General features: G+C 34.6%; 9 protein-coding genes. 2 read left to right on the top strand and 7 right to left on the bottom strand.

The features are described from left to right. Positions 1-436: 436 nt before the first annotated feature. Positions 437-2,221, top strand: a complete 1,785-nt coding sequence (locus VKJ25_RS11230; protein ID WP_324236723.1) for a tetratricopeptide repeat protein — start codon at positions 437-439, stop codon at positions 2,219-2,221. Between the two features lie 42 nt (positions 2,222-2,263). On the opposite strand, the gene VKJ25_RS11225 is transcribed toward VKJ25_RS11230, so the two are convergent. The 7 genes from VKJ25_RS11225 to VKJ25_RS11195 form a co-directional block, all read right to left on the bottom strand. Continuing rightward, positions 2,264-2,833 (bottom strand): acyltransferase, encoded by a 570-nt coding sequence (locus VKJ25_RS11225; protein WP_324236722.1) that lies wholly within the window; start codon positions 2,831-2,833, stop codon positions 2,264-2,266. A 51-nt stretch (positions 2,834-2,884) separates the two neighbouring features. Next, on the bottom strand, positions 2,885-4,021 hold the full coding sequence (gene rffA, locus VKJ25_RS11220; protein WP_324236721.1) for a dTDP-4-amino-4,6-dideoxygalactose transaminase: 1,137 nt from the start codon (positions 4,019-4,021) through the stop codon (positions 2,885-2,887). Positions 4,022-4,200: 179 nt separating this feature from the next. Beyond that, on the bottom strand, positions 4,201-6,582 hold the full coding sequence (locus VKJ25_RS11215; protein WP_324236720.1) for a tetratricopeptide repeat protein: 2,382 nt from the start codon (positions 6,580-6,582) through the stop codon (positions 4,201-4,203). Positions 6,583-6,744: 162 nt separating this feature from the next. Then, on the bottom strand, positions 6,745-7,530 hold the full coding sequence (locus VKJ25_RS11210) for a class I SAM-dependent methyltransferase (protein WP_324236719.1): 786 nt from the start codon (positions 7,528-7,530) through the stop codon (positions 6,745-6,747). 57 nt (positions 7,531-7,587) lie between these two features. Further along, positions 7,588-9,462 (bottom strand): tetratricopeptide repeat-containing sulfotransferase family protein, encoded by a 1,875-nt coding sequence (locus VKJ25_RS11205; protein ID WP_324236718.1) that lies wholly within the window; start codon positions 9,460-9,462, stop codon positions 7,588-7,590. Between the two features lie 23 nt (positions 9,463-9,485). Continuing rightward, on the bottom strand, positions 9,486-10,250 hold the full coding sequence (locus VKJ25_RS11200; protein ID WP_324236717.1) for a sulfotransferase family 2 domain-containing protein: 765 nt from the start codon (positions 10,248-10,250) through the stop codon (positions 9,486-9,488). Positions 10,251-10,309: 59 nt separating this feature from the next. Continuing rightward, positions 10,310-13,606 carry a tetratricopeptide repeat protein gene (locus tag VKJ25_RS11195; protein ID WP_324236716.1) on the bottom strand — a complete coding sequence of 1,099 codons (3,297 nt, stop codon included), beginning with the start codon at positions 13,604-13,606 and terminating at the stop codon, positions 10,310-10,312. A gap of 963 nt (positions 13,607-14,569) precedes the next feature. Between VKJ25_RS11195 and VKJ25_RS11190 the strand changes: the two genes are divergently transcribed. Then, positions 14,570-14,749 (top strand): hypothetical protein, encoded by a 180-nt coding sequence (locus VKJ25_RS11190; protein WP_324236715.1) that lies wholly within the window; start codon positions 14,570-14,572, stop codon positions 14,747-14,749. Positions 14,750-15,050: the final 301 nt, after the last annotated feature.

The raw sequence follows: 15,050 nt of genomic DNA, 5'->3' as shown, positions 1-15,050 counted from the left end.
CAAAATTTTGGTTATGGCAATGGGTTTAATCAATTTTAAAAGCGCTTTAAAAAACTATTTCATTATCAATTATCCATTATTAACTAGCCAGTTTTCCAACTTTGCTAAAGCATAGTCCTCCTTCAAAAATACAATCGACTAAGAACTATCTAGAAACCGGGTTTCTAAGCCTACATAATATTGGCAGATTATGTAGAATATTTTAGTGAAAAAACGGTTATTTTAACTTTAAATGGTCGAGGTATTGCTGCTGTTGTCTCGGTGCAAGATTATTGATTTGGAATCTTTTGATTGAAGTGAAAATTCTCAGTTTATTGAGGTTATTGAGGAACCAAGGGATGAGTTTAAAAATAGTCAGCGAGTTTTTTTTGGTGAGATGAAAGGGGCATTTTTAGAGTAGAATTAAACTTTTGAATAGATTGATATTTGAGTTTCTATGGGTAATCAGAGTATGAGTGCTGGCCAGTTGTTGAAGCAGGCTAATAAGTTGAAGAGACAAGGGAGGTTGGATGAGGCGATCGCTAACTACCGCAATGCTATAAAGCTAAATCCTAATTCATTCATCTTGCATCAAAATCTAGGGGATGCTTTAGTGAAAAAAGGGTTACTTGATGAAGCTACCTTAGAGTTAAAAAAAGCTCTTGAACTGAAGCCAGATTCTGTAGTTTCCCAAGCTTACCTGGGAGAAGTTTTAGTTAAACAAAAGTTATTTGATGAAGCTATTAATTATTTGGAACGTGCAGTAAAAATTCAGCCAGATTTCCATAAGTATTATAACAGTCTTGGTTTAGCTTTGATTGGAAAAGAAAAATATGATGAAGCTATTGACTTTTTCCAGAAAGCAATAGAATTAAAACCTGATTCTTGTTGGGGTTATTATAATTTAAGCCAAGTTTTGTCGAAACAAGACAAGTTATCTGTAGCTAGAGAATACTACGAGAAAGCGATCGCTCTCAATCCACAACTACCAAGTCAAAATCAAAAAGCGAGTCACATCATTTCACCTCTCAAAGATAGTCCTGAGATGGAATTTACCGGGGAAAGATATGTGCCTAATATTCAAGGTCAAATTAGCTACGAACATTTACATAGGTATGGGTTGTGTCTAGAAATAGTGCGTGGCAAGTCTGTTTTAGATATAGCCTCTGGAGAAGGTTACGGTTCAGCTATGTTGTCCCAAACGGCAAGTTCCGTAGTTGGTGTTGATATTGATATATCATCTATAGAATTTGCAAAAAAAAAGTATCAAGATAAATCTAATTTAAAGTTTTTAGTTGGTGGATGTGATTCAATTCCTTTACCTAGTGAATCTATAGATATTGTTGTTTCATTTGAGACAATAGAGCATCATGATAAACATGAAGAAATGATGACAGAAATTAAGAGAGTTCTGAAAAATGATGGAGTATTAATTATTTCTTCCCCAAACCGTTTCGTTTATTCAGATTTGCCTAATTATTGTAATCCTTTTCATATAAAAGAATTGTATCAGGAGGAATTTACTGAATTACTGAATAAATATTTTAGTCATACTAAAATTTATGGACAAAGAATGGCTATTAGCTCTTTTCTATACTCACTAGATGAATCTAATCTTAAAAATTTGAATTGTTATTCAGGTGATAGTCAGTTGATTTCAAAGCAATTTTTACCTCTCTATGAACCAGTTTACTTTATTGCAATATGCTCAAATAATTTTAATAATATTAAAGATATTTTTTTAGATTCTTTCTATTTAGATAGAAATGATGATTTATTAAATCCTGATTCTTTACTCCACAATAAAAGACTATCCATATACAACATCGGTAATGAATTAAACTTAGCAAAGGGCGGTAATGCAAAACCTTATTTGGTTTCAGGTTGGTCTTACCCTGAAGAATGGGGTTGTTGGGCGTTAAGGCCACAAGCTAAGTTAAGTTTAAGTTTAAAAAATCAGGTAGAACGAAAATTAACTTTAAGTATCAATGCAAAGGCTAAATTGCCAGATAATAACACCGAAACTGTTATAAATGTCAAATTAAACGACAAAAAACTTGGGGAATTACTTTTTTCTGGAAATGATTTCCTGACTAAAAAACTTAAACTTCCTCTTGATTTAATATCAGGGGAAACCAAGTTCAATTTTGTCTTTGATATGCCTGATTATTCTAGCCAAAGTTCGGAAAATATAGATCAAAGACCTCTCGCTTTAGCAGTAAGAAGTATTTTGATTTCTTAAAAAAAACTCTAAATCTGAAAAATGTGTAGTTGAAAGCCAAAATCAATTATCTTGATTTTCTTCTGCTAAATATTGCTTTTCTAACTCTAAAAGATCTTGGCTACGGGCTTTTATTCGTTTAGCTGGAATGCCAAAATAAATTGACCAAGGTTGAGTAGATTTAGTTACCAAAGAGATGGCGCCAACTGAAGTTCCCTCTGCTAAAGTAACACCGGGAAAAATGAGGGAGCTAGTACCTACAATAGCATGGCGACCAACGCGCACAGACTTTTTTGCTTCATTTTTAAATTTCGTCGGTACAGTAGGGTTAGTTAAAGTTCTACCACTATAATCATCGCTTTGAGTAAAGACATGACAACCGTAGGCAAGACCAGAAAAATCTTCTAACACAATACCTTCCGTACCACCTGCTACATTGCAGAAAACAGCAATATGAACATTGCGACCAATACTTACCTTTCCTGACACAACACAAAAATCATCTATACGCGAATTATCTCCAATCTCAATTTGGTCGCAATTGTAAATTGAAGCTTTATCGCTAATTAGAACATTTTTACCAAGTTTTTTAAACCCCAAATTGGCCAGTTGTGCTTGCGGGATAAAAGCCATTAATATACTCTCCTTAAACAGCTAGAAGTTTTATTGCCTTTGTTCTTAAACTCAGACATTTTTTTCAAAAAAATTATACACGGCTTCGATTACAGGTTGAGACTCTAGCCCCATCCACATCGGTAACCTAACCAGACACTCAGAAAGATGCTCAGTCTTAGACAAATTGCCATAAGTTCTAGTATACTTCTTTCCCGCAGGTGAGTTATGGAGTGGCACATAATGAAAAACAGCTTTGATATTGCGCTCAGATAAGAACTTGATGAATTTTGTTCTTTCTTCAAGAGAATTAAGAATCAGGTAATAAATATGGCCATTATTAGAGCAATTATTGGGAACAGTTGGACGCCTCAACTTTCCTTCTGATTCTAGAGACTCAAATGCAGAATGGTAAGTTTTCCATATCTTCAGGCGTTCTTCTGTAATTTTTTTCGACTCCTCTAACTGTGCGTACAAAAATGCACAGATAAGTTCGCCACATAAATAGGAAGAGCCAACATCTACCCAAGTGTATTTATCGACTTGACCTCGAAAGAACTTACTGCGATTTGTTCCTTTTTCCCTAATAATTTCAGCACGTTCAATTAATCTTTCATCATTAATCAGTAAAGCCCCACCTTCACCAGAAATAACATTTTTTGTCTCATGAAAACTGAGGGTTGCCAATCCACCAAAACTACCTAGAGGCTTCCCTTGGTAAGAAGAAAAAATTCCTTGAGCAGCATCTTCTATCAACATTAGATTATGAGCGCTGGCAATTTTAACTAAAGCATCCATTTCGCAGCCAATACCAGCATAGTGTACAGGGACAATAGCGCGAGTTTTGTCAGTGATGGCTTTTTCGACTAGAGATTCATCTAGGTTGAGGGTGTCTTCTCTAATATCCACAAAAACTGGTACTAAATCTTGTAATACAAAAGCATTTGCAGTAGAAACAAAGGTATAAGATGGCATAATGACTTCATCACCAGGTTGAGCATTAAGCAGAATGGCCGCCATTTCCAGAGCAGCAGTACAAGAATGTGTCATTAAAGCTTTCTTACAACCAATGGTTTGTTCTAGCCACAAACGACAGCGTTCAGTAAACTTACCATCACCTGCAAGTTGTCCTGAATGATGAGCTTGGCTGACATACCATAGCTCTTTGCCAGTCATATAAGGTTTATTATAGGGAATTAAGTTAGACATTTGTAACTACTTATGAAAAAAATTTTCAATTTTGGTAATATAATAACTTGCTTAATTATCTGAACAATGGGATCAAAACTATTTTTATATCTCTATTATTGAAACTGTTATTTCAAGAATTTTTTGAGGTTAACATTTAACGTTAATTTTGCTGAAATTTTATTTCCTCAACAGATACATCAACCTATCCTTTTCATAAAGTTTAATCTAGCTTCTTGGCAAAAACCAAGAAACTCCTTTAGTGACTTTTGAGTTCTATTTTCAGATACCCTTTCCTGGTTTTTTTTGCCCAGAGAAATTCTTAAAGATGGATTACTAATTAACTTCTCAAGAAAGGAAAAATAATCATCATTATTATTAAAGATACATTCTGTAGGTAAAAAACCTTCTGCATCATTATTTTTAAAGCAAAGAATTGGTAGTCCTTGGGTAGCAGCAAGGAAAGTCCCTCGCCCTCCTCCACTATGTGCTGGATAAGTATAAATGTCACAGAACCTATAAAATGATAACAAATCTTCCTCGAATTTTACTAACTTCAGTCTGCCAAGAGTATAAAGAGATGGAAGCTTAACATTTCTAGACAAAAACTCTTCTTCGTTGTTTACCCCAATCAAATACCATTCTAGTTGAGGATAAAGTTCCAAAAGATTAACTAAACAATCCAAGTATTCAGGATCGCTTATTCTGCCATTCAAATTGAAACCAACTGTAACAACTGTAATAGATTCAGGTGATGACTTTACCATTTCCATACTATGCTTATCTTCAGAAGGAAAAGGTGCATAAATGTATTCGTGAAACCTCCACCGATCCGAATTAATTCTATTGGCAAATTGATTACTGACCTCTCTAGGATTACATGATATATATATATCAAAACTATGTTTTGTATTATTTCCTGTATTAAACTGTGCATAAATTGTTGGATAGTATTTGTAAACAACCTCTGGTAAAATTAGAGAGCCAAAAACTCCTCCAAAAAAAATAACTATGTCTGGCATACAAGAAATTAGCTTCCTGAGAATATGAAGTGTATAATCTGAACCTAAACTACTAGGTGATAAAGCTACTTCTGGAATAATAAATTTAATTCTATCTTTAGAAGCATCTTGATAAAAGCTGTGTAAAATTTCATAAAACTGAGTGCGGTCTTTGTCTTTCAAGATACGCTTAGGTGAGTCAATCATGCAATTACTAAATGAAAATTCATCAGTAACCAAAATGTTAACTTTGGAAAAAGGCATTTCTTTCGTTAAAAAATAAGCATAATCTATAACTGTTTTCAAATGAGATGAAGTTTTATAAAAGTCTAAAAAAGAAAAAACAAAAAGAAAGTTATTAAACTCACTGTTTTGACTATTCAAAATTTTATAGCTTTCAGTATTTAGGTCATTATTAAATATATATGTTAGCTTTTTAGTAATATCATTGTTTATATTTTCTACTAAAAACTGGCGAATTTTTGGCGAGAGAATATTTTTAAATTCTAGGCGACGAACTGACAAAAAATTCGATGGATTTAATGCTGCAAATACAACAATATTTTGATCTATAGAAGAATGCTTACTAAAATCTTGCAACCAACACTTAAAAGCATTTTCCAGAACCGAATTAAAACAAGAAAGCACAGCTAGCAAACAAAACTTTTTGTCAAAAAGTATTCCATCGTCTTGCACAATTTCTTCAGCAATAAACAACCTTAAATCCCAGGAAAAAGCTTTATTTTCCTTCAAAGATAACACAAATCGCATTATATTTATGAATAAAAGGTTTTCAATCTTGGTTGTTGCTATTGTTATTATAAGCTTTTCTAGTTGATTCAAATTCGATAGTTCAACATTTATTTTTTGCTTATTATTATCAAAAAAGTTTGAGTCAATAAATTGCTGACAAATATTAACTGCACTCTTTATATTACCCTGTTGATTAAAGCACTCTGCTAACTCCACATAGGCTAGGCCATTTTTTGGTTGAGTTTCAACTAATTTTTGATAAGCTACAGTAGCTTCATTCATTTGATTACTCTGTTTAAGAATACTTGTCAAAGAATTGTAAACTGGTAAATTTGGTTGATTACTAATTGCTTGCTGATATGCTAATATTGCTTCTTTATCGTTCCCTACCTCTTTCATAAAAGTACCTAGAATTGCCTGAAAAGCACCATTATTAGGTTGTTGTTCGACTAGCCTTTGAAACTTAAAAACACCTTGTTTGACTCTTTTATTACTTCTATAAATATTCGCTAGCTGGTTTAAAGCAGGAACTAAACCTGGGTCGAGATGAAGAGCTGCTATATAGTTTTTAATTGCTAGGTTTACTTGTTTTTTTAAATAGTAACTATAGGCAACTTTCATGTAAATTCGAGCATAATTAGGGTTAATTACAAGAACTCTTTTATAAGCACTAATTGCATATGATATTTGATTTGCCTGAATAAAAGCATCTCCAGCTAGACAATAAACATTAATTGCTCTGTCTAACTTACCTTCTTGCTTTAATTGATTAGCAGCCTGCAAATACTCTTCAGCATTCGTTTTTTGAGATTCTTCGTTTATCTGCATTATGTTTGCTTCCTATTTTAGGAGCTTTGTATAGAAAATATCAATATGAGTAAAAGATGACAATATATTACTACCCTTAAAAGTTTTTATCAAAACCTAAATTTTTAAAATAAAAATAACACAAGTTCTTTGATTTTGACTTTATACTGAAATAGCTAGACATTATTTTTTTGCAACTAAAACAACCCGACTCATATACTGATTTTCAAGGGTTTTGGGAACAACCCTCTTAATTAACTCACAATCAACAAAACCTAGAATTCTGATATAATCTTGTAAAACTTTACTGCTTAAAGCCCAAAAGTTAGTTGGATCGTTATTATGCATGTGCATGAAATAGCAGTGATTTTCATCAGAAGGATCGTCATAACATTGTGTTTCTAAGGCTAAATAACCACCAGGCTTAAGATTGGTATAGCTAGTCTGAAGAGACAGTAATGGATTTGGAAGATGATATAGGGTTCCTAAATGTAATATAAGGTCAAATTCTTCAGAGCGACAGAATGTTTCTGCACTCCCTAATAAATACTCAGCATCAATATTTGCAATCTCGCTTAAGAGTTTAGATACTTCGATATGTCTTGGGTTAACATCAATACCAACTACCCGCATAGAATATTTCGTGGCACAATATATTGAATTGTATCCTGAATTACAGCCAACATCCAGAACTTTACCACCTTTTATCCTATCTAAACAAATTTTCTGATCGATCAACATAATTTTACTCATAGGATTATCAGAAAAAGGTACTCTACGCTTAAAATCTGCTGTAGTCAGACCATTTGAAAATTCTATTCTATGGCCCCATGGCTCATATTGTTTTAGTAGTTCTGTTAAAACGGCTTTAGTATAATTTGTAGTAAGATTTAAAGCGTGTGGGTATTGACTAGGTATAGTGGTACTGTCTACTTCTGCTTTAAGTTTCGTTGATTTATCGGATGTCATTTTTATTCTCCTTTTTAGTTATTTGAAACTGTTAAAATTAAGTTAGTTTTATTCAAATTAATCTTGGTTTGAACACACCTTAACTCTCAAGACATTTTCTAATTTCTGATTAAAGATGTGAAAAAAAGCTGCCATTTTCTTGTAAATTATTAACTTTTCTGGACGTTTATAAGTTCCTCCTGAATTGTATTGTGGATAACTAGAAAGCTGATAATCTGGCAGTTCCAAAAACTCAAACACCTGCTTCATAATCTCCCCAGGTTGCTCAAACAAATCCTCACTCTTGAGAATCAAAAGCTGCTCTTTGGGAAACACGCTCATCCATCGCTTAAGAAAATAAACATACAAACCATGCCAAATACACCCTTTCCCTACACTCCAATACTGCTGACGCACTGACCAAATATCTTCAACCCCTTCTAGCACTTCTATCTCTGCCGTTACTACCTCCTCCAAAGAACGACCTTCCCGCCCCAACTTAACCAACTGATTGTAATGAGAAATTGCCCGATCTACTGGATATCTCAACACAGCTATCAATTTGACATTAGGGTACAAATTAAATAGTCGCTCCGGTGCATTATTATGGCAACCAATATAAGATGTACTTGCTTCTCCAGTAATATAGTCAGACTCTTGAGAAATAGGCGGAAAGTGAGCCTCATACCAAGCAAAACCCTTATCAAACTTTTGAGTGAAAAAATGAATCTCCTTTTCCACTGGCTCCAAAACCCATGGATGCTGAATAATGTAATTATGTAAGGAAGTTGTCCCACACTTTTCAGCACCAATAATAATAAAGTGAGGGCGACGTTGTTGCTTATCATCCCAATATTTATGAACAAATTCAGGTGCTTTGGCAAGACACTTTTGATAAACTGCTTTTTGATAGAAATCTGAAGCCTCCTGAGTCCGGCCTTGTTCTGTCAATACATTTCCCATACCAATACAAGCTGGTAACAAATTGGGATGCTCTTGAATAACTTTCCGATAAGCCGTAACTAAACCATCCAAATTTTTGAGATAAAGGGTTGCGTGCTTTAGATTTTCATATACAGAAGTGAAAGTAGGCTGAATGGCCAAAATTTTCAAGTAAACTTTAACAGCCTCTTCAATTAAACCTCGTTTGACAAATACTTTGGCAACCTCAAAATAAACGTCAACTTTGTTCGTTTCCTGTTGTAAGATTGAATAACAATTTTGTAGTTCTGGATATTCTACTCCCGAACGTCGCACCAAACACTGTTGTAATCTCTGATAAGACTTGGCATCATTTGGTTTCAGTTCCATAGCTTTTTGATATATAGGAATCGCTAGCTCCTCTTTGTCAATCTGACATAAAGCATCTCCCAGTTCCACATAAGCCTGGTGAAAATTTGGTTGAGTATGAATCACTTGACGAAATAGCGCTATCGCACCCTGCCAATCCTGTTGTTTGGTTAGTGCCAAGGCCAATTTGAACTGTCCTTGTGTTTTTTTAGGATCGATTTTAGTTCCCTGAGTATAACTTTGAATCGCTAAATTATACTCACCTTGTTCAATTAGAAGATCGCCCAATGCGAGATGAAACCAATAGCTTTTTTCTGGCGGGTGAACTTCAATCGCCTTTTTAAAGGACTCAGAAGCTTTTTCAAGGAGTCTTTTCTGACGATATAGGTTTCCCAAATGAAAGTAAGACCAAGCAAAATTAGGATTAATTTCAAGAGAGCGTTCGTAAAAAGTGCAGGATTCTTCTATTTTTCCTTGTTTGTCTAGAACAACACCCAAGCTGTAATAAGGTTTAAACCACTTGCTATTCAACTCAATCGCTTTTTGGTAATGGATTTCTGCTTCTCTAAACTGTCCAATCTTAGCCAAACTTTCACCTTGTTCATAGTGATACTTTGCTGTATGAGAAGTCGTTTCAATTGCATTTTGATTTTGTGCTTTCATTTGCTTGACGGTAATGCTTCTAATTATTTTTTCAATTTATCGGTTATCATTTTATCGGCTACTTTCCATAATTTTTTATCAAGTGCATTTCCCTCTTCCAATTGCTTGACAATTTCACTACCCAAATCTGCTTCGAGCTTGTTTTTTATTTGAGTTTCTTCTTTTATGCTATTTTGAGCAGATGTTGCATTCAAATAAGTATATTCTAAATGTATACCAGGGAAATTTTCACTTAATACTTGGTTAGCCAGTTCCAAAGTTTCTTTGTACCTCTCAACTATTCCTACTACAGCACTAGACTGAAGATTTTCAATTGCTAGTTTTAAATCCCTATCTTTAGGAATTTTACTCCCTTCACTTTTATTCTGTCTTGAACAATAATAAGTTTGATAATTACAAAACATTGTCGGAGTCTGATTTAATCTCCATTTTACATACTCCTGAAAATTTAGTTCTTTAGCTTTAATTGCACCTTGAGTTTGAGCTTTTTGTCTTTTCTCAAACTTATAAATTGATTCCACCCTTGCTAAAGGATTCCTTAATAATATAATAGAAAAAGTTTGATATTGTTGACCTTGAGGGGTAGGCAGACATATATGATGACCAGATATAGCCAAAGCACTAGGATTATTTAAGATGAATTTTTCTAAATCATCTTTTGTAACCATTTGACTTTGTGGTAGTTCACATTCGTAATAAGATTCTCCAAAAAACTTTTTGAGTGCATATTGCAAGGATGTACCAGCATTTTTAAATATATGATGGTGAATCAAAATTTTCCTTTCCATACTTTGCCAAAGAATTTATAGATTTTAATTGATATATTTTTAATAAATTTGGATAACATTTATTTGTCTATTTTATCAAAAATAATTTCTTTCAATGTTTCCTGTGCTTTAGCACGGGAGAAATGCTGTTGAACGTTCTTTCGTCCTCCTTCAGAAATTAATTTCCACAGTTCTGAATTGTTATATAATCTAACTATTTGTCGAACAAAAGTTTCTGGTTCATCAGCTATTAGTACATCGACTTCATCACTAAGATACATACCTTCAATAGCTACGGAAGTTCCCACAACTGGAATTCCCCAACTCTGAGCTTGATTAACCTTACCCTTGACACCTGCACCATATCTCAAGGGAGCAATTACAATCTTAGCTTGGTTGAAAAAAGGTTTTAAATCTTCAACAAAACCATGCATATTTATCCCAGGTTGACTAATCTTTTTTAGTTTTTCTGGCATATTACTTCCCACTACATCCAAATTAATATCTGGAATTTGAGCTTGCAACGATGGAAAAATTTCTTGAATAAACCAAGTAATCCCATCAACATTTGGTGGATGACTAAACCCACCCACAAATAAGATATCTCGCATTGCATAGAAGTCTGGGGGATTTTCACCACAAACGTCATGGATATTTGATAAAATATCTACCCTAGCATCTGGAATCATTTTTTTCAACTCATTTTTTTCAACCGGACTCACCACTAATGTCATGTCTGCTCCTTGGATTACTTTCAACTCTTGGTCTCGAGTAATTCTTGCCTTTTTCATAAGATCGTTTGATTTCTCTAATTTTGCATGACGCTCTTCCCTCAAATAGTGCAAGTCAACTGTATCGAAAATTATTTTTGCCTTGGGAGCATACTTTCGTATATGATCTATATATTTGATTGCTATATAATGCCTACATAAAAATACAACATCAAACAAATCCCCATTTAATTTGATATATTCTTCAATGCTAGTAACAAAAGGTGTGTGTAAAACTTCTATACCACCAGCCTGAAGTTTTGACAAGTAAGGTTGATTACCTAAAAGGTTATCTGGTACGAATACAACTTTACAATTCAGATTAACAAGTATGTTCAACATTTTCTCAGTGCGAAATGACCCAGAGTCTTTATCGGGGGTAATCATTTCTGCTTCAATAAATAAAACTCTGGCACTAACATAACGATCTACTTCTCTAAAAGGTTCAATACCATTTGCTTGGTGCGTTTTTAAGGTTTCCTGCCATCGAGAATAAAAACGCTTTTTGTTGATAATTTGATGTTTTTTGATGCCAGCGTTTACATCCTTACCATGAGAAATACCTTCATAATGAACTATTACAGAGTGAGGTTGATAGTAAACGTGTTTTCCCATACTTCTAACTCGAAAAGCTAAATCAGTATCCTCATAGTAACCAGGGCTAAAAGCATCATCAAATCCATTCAGGAACAACCAATCTTGCCGGCGGATCATCAAACACGCTCCTGAACAATAATCGACTTTTCTCACATAATTAAAATGAGGTATGAGCGCATCTTTTCCTCTTCCCCAGTTCCAAGCAGAGCCATCGCGCCAAACTATACTACCTGCTTCTTGTAGTGTTCCATCTGGATAAACTAACTTTGCACCTACTAAACCTGCATCATTGTGAGATAAAAAAACATCTAATAAAGCTGGCAACCATCCAGCAGTTACCTTAATATCATTATTGAGGATAACTAAATAATCTCCTTTTGCTGCTTTCATCCCCTCATTGCTATTTTTAAGAAATCCCAAGTTATTTTTATTCCTTAATATTTTTAAACCATCAAGATCCGCCAAAACTTTCTCTACTGGAGTAGGGGAAGCATCATCAGCAATGATTAATTCTACATTAGTTAAATCAGTGTGATCGACAATACTCAAAATGGTATTAATAGTGAATAAATGATGCTCATATACTGGAATAATGATTGATACTAAAATATTTTCAGACTCTGATGTATTAAGCTTTAGAGAACCTGATGGATCGAGTGTAAGAGAACTATGAGTAGTTTGATTAGTCGTCGTTGAAACGTTCTCATTTATGCCATGCCCATTTTGTGTAAGCTCAGCCAATTTCGACTCAATTGTTACAGCCTGATTTTCTGAATTTTCCGCCTCCTCAACCCGTCCAACTTTTCGCAAGACTCGACTTAATTTCTGGTGAGATGCTGCTTGCGGCTTCAACTCCACTGAGCGCTGATAAGCAGCGATCGCCTCTTCCCAACGTTCCAACTCTTCCAAGTTCTCTCCCAAATTGTGGTGAGCTTGATAAAAATCATGGTTACAGGCGATCGCCTGCTGATAAGCCTCAACTGCCTTTTCCTTCTCCCCCAACTCCCTCAAAACGTCTCCCAACTGCTGCCAAACCACAGCAGACCCAGGATACAACTCTGCCGATATCCGCAACTCAATCTCCGCTTCCCGCCAACGTTCTAATCGCATCAAAGCATACCCCAACTGATGCCTCACCACCGCAGACTTGGGATTAACTTCCCGCACCAACCGATACTCAACCACCGCCTCTTCCCATCTACCCAACTGCGTATGAGCATACCCCAAATGATGCCTCACCTCAGCTCCCGCACAACCCAAATCAATAGCTTTTCGATATTCACCAACTGCCTCTGACCATCTACCCAACTGTGCCAATGCCTGACCCAAACTACACAATACTTCACCAGAACTATTTGACAAATACACTATCTCACGATATAATTCTACCGCTTCTGACCATCGCCCCAACTTACCCAAAGCTTTGGCCAAACCAATACCACAATCTACCCTACCGGAATCAATATCCCAACTCCGCTGATAATACTCCACTGCCTCAGACCATTGCTGTTGTCCAGACTTAGCTTCTGCCAAATAAAAATAAATATCTGGTAAATGGGGAGTAGGGAGTAGGGAGTAGGGAGTAGGGGGTAGGGATGTTGCATCCAACTTCCCTACAGTCATCTGATTAAGACAGTCCTCTACCTCAGACCATTGTCCCAATTTCACTAAAACACTGGCCAAACCCAAATAAAAATCCGGTACATCTTGTTTGAGAGCGATCGCTTGCCGGAAATAATCTACGGCTTCCTGAAACTGGCCTTGTCTCTTGAACAGTCTCCCCAAGTTATATAAAAGTAAGGGAGTTTGAAGATTTATGGCCACTGCTTGACGTAAGGCAGCGATCGCCTCATCTATGCGTCCCACCTGTTCCAGCACTTTGGCCAAATTTTGGTAAGAGTGAATAAACTGGGGATTTTCTTCTATGGACTTTTGATAAGCAGCAATGGCCTCTTCTAATTTTCCTTCTTGAAGAAGTTGATTTCCTCTCGCAAAAGTGGTGACACCCATACCAGTTATTAGTTATCAGTTATTTATACGACAATAGTCTTAATAACTATAAACTAAAAAGTAACAAATTAGTTAGAGAAAGTTCCCTTTTTCAGTTATCAGTTATCAGCGGTTAGTTGCCAGTTTTTAGTAAAATATTAATAGGACTTATGCAATTCAGTTATCAGGGATTAGTTGCCAATTTTTAGTAACCCACATTACGGACGATAAGTATAATACAAAAGCATTTTTGATAATGTATAATTTTATGTTTGGCGTAATTGCTGATTAATTCAGTTATCTTCCAGATGAATTAATCTATTAGATAAAGATTATTTATTTCAGTAAACCACAGTAGGGAAGTTGCATGCAACGTCCTTACAATATTTTGGTTACGACGATATGGTTCATCAAGAGTGAAAAGCAAAGCGCTGTCAACGTCTAAATTTGCCTTTTTTTTATCCCTCGACAAGGACTAATTAAAGCTATAGATTCGGATAAGTCTGCTTATATTCTTGATGTTATAGTATTGGATGATAATGATATAGCTCAGGAACCACTGTGGAATAAGATATCAGATTAAACTAATTATTTATGACCAGATTCAGGAGATAATTTTACAATGGATAAAATAGAATATTATCGTCAAATTGTTTAGTCTTTTAGAACCATTACCAGGCGAAAAAGTAAAAAATTTGCTCTTAAAAATGGCTATTAAATTCATCTGGTAATTTAGAAGATTTTGAGGAATTACTGAAAAGTAAATCAAGTAAAAAAACTGAATAATTATTAGATTACGGCGAGATAGACTCTGAATTAAACTTTTGCTCTCTAACAGAATAAGAAATGATTTTACAAAGTAAATTAGCTCTCGAAACTTATTCTCATGAAGGTACTTTTGTCAATCACTATCGGGTGAGAGAATGGGCAGATAGCTATTGATAATTAATATAATAATTGATAATTAATCCGCAGCAGAAATTTATGTCTAATAAACTATTGGAAATTGAACAAGTAATTAATTCTTTATCTTTAGATGAACAAAAATGGTTACTTAACCGTTTAACTGAAAAAGTCAAGCAAAAGTCAAATCAAATACTTGCAGAATCTAACATAGAAAATCAGATTGAACTAATGGCAAGCGCTCCAGATATTCAAAGATAAATAGCTTTAATTGACCAAGAATTTAGAATTACTGAAATGGATGGAATTGATTAATTATGACCATTCAGAGAGGAGAAATTTATTTTGTAAATCTTAATCGGGTAAAAGGTCATTTCAGTTATCAGTTATCAGCACTTCTTGCTTGAGAGAGAGGCTTGAAATATGGAGTTTTCTTTTTTTTATCCTCTTCAAAGAGGAGGCTTTAGACCCAAAATTTTGGGTAAAAAATAATCTGGTGCTAGACCAGTTTTGGTTTTATCTATTGATACTATTAATAAGTTACCATTAGTTGTAACGGTAG

The sequence above is a fragment of the Okeania sp. genome (genome assembly GCF_035285525.1).
Classification (GTDB): Bacteria; Cyanobacteriota; Cyanobacteriia; order Cyanobacteriales; family Microcoleaceae; genus Trichodesmium.
The sequence above is the reverse complement of the archived record's forward strand: the minus strand, read 5'-3'. Positions and strand labels throughout refer to the sequence as shown.

Bases quoted from the DNA above. Each gene is read 5' to 3' on its own strand.
- VKJ25_RS11215 (WP_324236720.1), bottom strand. From the start codon at position 6,582: ATGCAGATAAACGAAGAATCTCAAAAAACGAATGCTGAAGAGTATTTG.
- VKJ25_RS11230 (WP_324236723.1), top strand. From the start codon at position 437: ATGGGTAATCAGAGTATGAGTGCTGGCCAGTTGTTGAAGCAGGCTAAT.
- VKJ25_RS11210 (WP_324236719.1), bottom strand. From the start codon at position 7,530: ATGACATCCGATAAATCAACGAAACTTAAAGCAGAAGTAGACAGTACC.
- VKJ25_RS11195 (WP_324236716.1), bottom strand. From the start codon at position 13,606: ATGGGTGTCACCACTTTTGCGAGAGGAAATCAACTTCTTCAAGAAGGA.
- VKJ25_RS11190 (WP_324236715.1), top strand. From the start codon at position 14,570: ATGTCTAATAAACTATTGGAAATTGAACAAGTAATTAATTCTTTATCT.
- VKJ25_RS11200 (WP_324236717.1), bottom strand. From the start codon at position 10,250: ATGGAAAGGAAAATTTTGATTCACCATCATATATTTAAAAATGCTGGT.
- rffA (WP_324236721.1), bottom strand. From the start codon at position 4,021: ATGTCTAACTTAATTCCCTATAATAAACCTTATATGACTGGCAAAGAG.
- VKJ25_RS11205 (WP_324236718.1), bottom strand. From the start codon at position 9,462: ATGAAAGCACAAAATCAAAATGCAATTGAAACGACTTCTCATACAGCA.
- VKJ25_RS11225 (WP_324236722.1), bottom strand. From the start codon at position 2,833: ATGGCTTTTATCCCGCAAGCACAACTGGCCAATTTGGGGTTTAAAAAA.